The 4,840-nt window shown below is 61.7% G+C and carries 5 protein-coding genes and 1 pseudogene; 3 read left to right on the top strand and 3 right to left on the bottom strand.

The window, feature by feature from the left end; translation table 11 throughout:
- From ACP5J3_RS10815 to ACP5J3_RS10805, 3 genes and pseudogenes are all read left to right on the top strand, one after another.
- A partial coding sequence (locus ACP5J3_RS10815; RefSeq protein ID WP_428495704.1) for a CBS domain-containing protein occupies positions 1 to 419 on the top strand: 419 nt, incomplete at its 5' end.
- A 29-nt stretch (positions 420 to 448) separates the two neighbouring features.
- The gene (locus tag ACP5J3_RS10810) at positions 449 to 1,696 is read left to right on the top strand and encodes a DsbA family protein (RefSeq protein WP_428495703.1); all 1,248 of its coding nucleotides are present in this window, start codon (positions 449 to 451) and stop codon (positions 1,694 to 1,696) included.
- A pseudogene (locus ACP5J3_RS10805) lies at positions 1,693 to 2,907 on the top strand (CoA-binding protein); the annotation flags it as partial. The gene ACP5J3_RS10810 and the pseudogene ACP5J3_RS10805, both read left to right, overlap by 4 nt.
- A 114-nt stretch (positions 2,908 to 3,021) precedes the next feature.
- On the opposite strand, the gene ACP5J3_RS10800 reads toward ACP5J3_RS10805, so the two are convergent.
- The 3 genes from ACP5J3_RS10800 to ACP5J3_RS10790 all read right to left on the bottom strand — a co-directional run.
- Positions 3,022 to 3,783 carry an ABC transporter permease gene (locus ACP5J3_RS10800; protein ID WP_428495702.1) on the bottom strand — a complete coding sequence of 254 codons (762 nt, stop codon included), beginning with the start codon at positions 3,781 to 3,783 and terminating at the stop codon, positions 3,022 to 3,024.
- Positions 3,780 to 4,511: an ABC transporter permease gene (locus ACP5J3_RS10795; RefSeq protein WP_428495701.1), complete on the bottom strand. Its 732-nt coding sequence runs from the start codon at positions 4,509 to 4,511 to the stop codon at positions 3,780 to 3,782. Before ACP5J3_RS10795 ends, ACP5J3_RS10800 begins: the two co-directional genes overlap by 4 nt.
- The coding region (locus ACP5J3_RS10790) for a TOBE domain-containing protein (RefSeq protein WP_428495700.1) at positions 4,508 to 4,840 on the bottom strand (333 nt) is incomplete at its 5' end. The genes ACP5J3_RS10795 and ACP5J3_RS10790, both read right to left, overlap by 4 nt.

Raw genomic sequence — 4,840 nt, 5'->3', positions numbered from 1 at the left:
TGAACTGCGGAGACATAGCGAGAAAACCGCCAATTACCATTACGCCGGATAAGACGGTGGAGGAGGCCGCGGCTTTGATGGCGGACAACCACGTCGGCCTCCTAGTCATCGTAGACAAAGACAACCCGAAAAAACCCATAGGCGTGATCTCCGAGCGCGACATAATTAGAACAATAGCTGGCAAGGCCCCCCTCACAGTCACCGTAGACAAGGCGGGCACCATGCACAACTTCATATATGTATACGCCGACGAGCCCGTGACAGTAGCGGCGAAGAAGATGAAGCAGTACAGCGTCAGACATATAGTGGTGCTGGATAGAAACGGTGAGCTACACGGCGTCATATCAATACGCGACTTAATAGGCGAAAAACAAATTCTAGACATACTTGCGAGAGACTGGACCCCAACAAAAGAATAACTTTTTATACACCAACCCCCCAAGCTCCCATGAACAAAAACATCATAATAGGAATCATCCTCGCCGCCGTGGCAGTCGCCGTCGCCGCGGTGGCTCTCCTCCTCTACAAACCACTACAAAACACGTCAACAGCCACCGCCGCGCCCACCGGCGACAAATTATACATATACCAAGCCACACTGTCCGGCGCCCAGACCATGAATATGCTTACCTACTACATACCCCTAAGGGACGGGTTTGTGTATGCCCAGAGAAGCGATCAGTCCTCTACCTACTTTATGTTGAAAAACGACGGCGTCATCAACATACTTGCCCAATCCACAGGCGGCGCCCGGCAGAAGCTCACCTACTACAGCCGCCTCATGGAGATATGCGTAAACTCCACAACCACAGCCACCGTGGCGGGGGAGACCATCACCCTAGCCAACACCCAGTGCACACCTAGCACCAGCCCGCTACCCACGGCCAAGACCTTCGACGAGCTGGTCTTCCTAATACAAGGCCTCCCCGGACCCACCTCCCCCAGCCAGTGGAAGCAGTCGGGCGTAGCCCAGACACCCCTCGGCCAGGCCACCATATACACCAACACCACCGAGATCCCCATTATGAGTGGGCTCACGGCGACTCTCGACTACGAGAAGCAGGTACTCAACGACGGTACGGTCTACCAGCTGAAGATCAGACTGTCGTATGGGGGGAACGTCGCGGCGACCCTCACCTACACGTTGAAGAACGTCACGGCCCTCCCCGGCGAATTCAGGACGGTGATTAACGAGCTGTCTAGAAACGTGGCCGGCGCCTCGACTGGCGGGCTGGACATCCTGAGGGTGGCCCAGAAGATAGGAATGACCTTCGACGGCGGCTGGCCGGCGGCTGTGGTCTTCTTCGACCTCGCCTGCCCCTACTGCGCCCAGCTCTTTAAATACAACTACACACTCTTCCAAGGCCACAAACTCGTCTTGGTAGACCTCATAGTACATCCCAACGTATTGACGGCCCACCAGAGGCTTAGGTGTCTGTACAACGAGACGCCTGGCGAGGTAATACCCACCCTCCGCCTGCTGTACGACAGGTTCCTAGCAGGCGACGCCAACTACACCAATATACTCCCACAGAAGCAGTGCAACATCGACGCAGAAGCCGGCATGCAGCTGGCCACCCTACTGGCCGGGCAGAACGTGGGCACCCCCATGACGGTAGTCGTCTACCCCAACGGCACCTACACTGTCATCAACGGCTACGATCCCGCGGCGATAGCCAAGGCCCTCAAGGGGTGAGGGAGTTCCTAAACCCCCGGTCGGTTGCCGTCGTCGGGGCCTCCCCCCGGGCCGACTCCATCGGCGGCCAGATAGCTATACAGCTCCTAAGAGGCTACGGGGGGAGGGTCTACCTCGTAAACCCGAAGTATCAAAGCGCGGAGGTGGGGGGTGCTGAGGTGAAGTTCTACAGCTCAGTCGCCGAGCTACCAGAGCCCCCCGAGCTCGTGGTGGTGGCGACGCCGGCCCAGGCGGCGCCTGGCGTCGTAGAGGAGGCTGGGCGCGCCGGCGCAAGAGCCGCCGTGGTTGTGTCAGGCGGCTTCTCCGAGGTGGGGAGGCGGGATCTGGAGGAGGAGCTGGTGAGGGCCGCGAGGAGATACGGCGTGAGGTTGCTGGGCCCCAACTGTGTCGGCGTCTACAACGCCTTCAACGGCCTAGACACCATGTTCATCCCACGGGAGAAGGCCGGGAGGCCGCCCCCCGGCCCGGTGGCTTTCCTCAGCCAGAGCGGCGCCGTGATGACAGCCGCGTTGGACTGGGCCGCGGGGGAGGGGATCGGCGTGGGGATTGCGGTGAACTTCGGCAACAGGTCTGATGTCACCGAGGCGGATTTCATCGAGTATCTGGCCGGGGTGGAGGAGATAAAGGTGGTGGCGGTCTACCTTGAGGGCTTCCGCTGGAGGGGGGACGCGGCGCGGTTTCTACAAGCCGTTAGGCAGTCGGGGAAGCCCGTGGTGGTGTACAAAGCCGGCAGGGGGACGGACGCAGGCCGCGCCGCGGCGTCTCACACAGCCGCCATGGCGGGGAACTACGAGATGTACAAAGCACTTTTTAGACAAGCCGGGGCGGTGGAGGCCGAGGATCTCGTAGAGCTCTTCGACATGTCAAAGGCGCTCGCCATATACGGACCGGCTAAGGTTGAGAGGGTCCTCGTGGTTACCTCCTCCGGAGGCATGGGGGTTCAGATAGTCGATGCCCTAAACGCCGCGGGGCTGTCGGTCCCGGAGCTACCGCCCGAGGCCCAGCAGGAGCTGAGGAGGCACCTCCTCCCCATAGCCCCCGTGGCGAACCCCGTGGACCTCACCGGCGGGGGCAACGACCGGCACTTCGGCAAGGCGCTGGAGATCGGCCTTAGGTATACAGACGCCGCGGTGGTAGCCGCGTTGATACACCCCCCGGGCTACAGCGAGAAGGCGGCCCAAGAGATTGTCGAGGCCTACGAGAGGCAGAGGAAGCCGGTCATCGTGGTGAGCTTCGGCCGGTCCCCCCAGACGAAGGCCCTAGAGGAGCACCTGAGGCAGAGGCTCCTCGTCGTCGACACCCCGAGGAGGGCCGCCCGGGCCCTCCTAGCCGTAGCGCTTTACAGCTCTGAAGTAAATCGCCGCGGCCGCAAGGGACGGGATCAGCATCAGAGTGGCCAGGGCGTATATGGTGGGGTCTCCTCTGCCCCTCGCGGCGTAGCTCCAGAGGAGGATGGGCGCCGTGACGAACCCGGGGCTGGTGGTGAAGGCCGTCTTGACGTAGGTGTCGAAAGAGTTGGCGAATACTATTAGGAACGTGGCGACGAAGGCGGGGGCCAGCAGAGGCATAACCACAGACATCATTGTCCGCGCCTCCGAGGCGCCTAGTATCCGCGCCGCCTCTACCGCGCTACGGCTCACGTAGGCCACGTACGGCGCGAGGAGGACGTGGGCCATGGGGAGGGTGTAGGCTAAGTGGGCGAGGAAGACCCCCACAGGGCCGAAGAGATCCACGCCCCCGTGGGACTTCAAAAGCCAGAGGGCCGCGGCGAAGGACAGAGACTCAGAAACCTCGGGCATCACCATCGCCGCCTGGGAAACCGCTAGATACCTATCGCTCCGGAGGGCGTATGCCATGAAGACCCCAAGCACAGTCGCCGCAAACGCCACGGCGAGGGCGACCGCCGCGCTGTTGACAACCGCGCCCCAGGCCTGCTCCCACCTAAACAAAGCCTCGTACCACCTCAGCGTAAAGCCGCCCCAGACGTAGGGTAGCTTGCTGTTGTTGAAGGAGAGGAGGGCCATCACCCCGATAGGCACGTAGAGGGCGACTATGAGAGCCCACGTGTAGATCCTAAGCGCCTTCATATCGAGAAGGAGCGGATTGTCCTAACCACCACGTAAGTCGCCAGCAGGGAAAGCCCAGTGAGGAGGAGAGACACCACGCTCCCGCTAAATATATCCCTCGCCTTGAAGTAGAGATCCCACACGTAGCTACCGAAGGTGTAGACCTTCCAAGCCCCCAGCACCGCCGGCATAATCACCTCCCCCATGGCGAATAGGAAGATTAGGATAAACGCCGCCAAGACCCCCGGCATGGTGAGCGGAAGCTCCACCCTGAGGAAGGCCTGTAGCCTGCCGGCCCCCAGAACCCTCGCCGCGTTTACAGGCGTCTCGCTCACCTTCTCCACCGCGGCGTACAGCGTCAGGAGGGCGTAGGGGAGGTACTCGTACACCATCCCCACCAAAACCCCGAGGGCCGACCCCCACAGGGCAACCCCCGTAAACCTCTCCACAATGGCGAAGAGGACTAGGAGGGAGTAGGCCTTGAGGAGAGTCCCCACCCACAGAGGCGCGATGAGCAGGGCGAACTCCAGCTCGGATCCCCGCTTCGCTAGGTAGTACGCCGCGGGGTACGCCACGGCGATGGACACAGCCGCCGTCAGCGCCGCGAGGCCGAACGTCGTCAACACGAGGGACGGCGAGGGAAGCCTCAGCTCGCCTCCGCCTGCTATGTAGTACCCCAGCGCCAGGAACGGCACGTAGAAGAGGAGCAGAACAGAGGCGAAGGCCGCCAGCGCCACCTCCCTAATCATTCCTCAACCACGTAGACATCTCTGGCGTCCCACCCAAACTCCACCACGTCCCCCACGGAGACGGGGGTGTCCAGATCTACAAAAGCCTTGAAGATATGCCCATTGCTTTGGATCTCCACCTTTAGATAGTGCCAGAGGAAGGTCACGTCCACCACCTGGCCCTTGTAGCTGTAGGTCTGCCCGCCTCCCAGCACCACGTCCTCCGGCCTAATAACCGCGTACCCCCTCTCCCCGAGCCCCAGCTCCCGGGCAGGCACCACGTTGGCCTCGCCGAAGAACACCGCCACGAAGCGGTTCCGCGGCCGCCGGTACAGCTCCAGAGGCCTGCC

Origin of the sequence: Pyrobaculum sp. (assembly GCF_049971835.1) — an archaeon.
GTDB lineage: Archaea > Thermoproteota > Thermoprotei > Thermoproteales > Thermoproteaceae > Pyrobaculum.
The sequence above is the reverse complement of the archived record's forward strand: the minus strand, read 5'-3'. Positions and strand labels throughout refer to the sequence as shown.

Coding starts and splice junctions, on each gene's coding strand:
- ACP5J3_RS10795 (WP_428495701.1), bottom strand. CDS start 4,511: ATGATTAGGGAGGTGGCGCTGGCGGCCTTCGCCTCTGTTCTGCTCCTC.
- ACP5J3_RS10800 (WP_428495702.1), bottom strand. CDS start 3,783: ATGAAGGCGCTTAGGATCTACACGTGGGCTCTCATAGTCGCCCTCTAC.
- ACP5J3_RS10810 (WP_428495703.1), top strand. CDS start 449: ATGAACAAAAACATCATAATAGGAATCATCCTCGCCGCCGTGGCAGTC.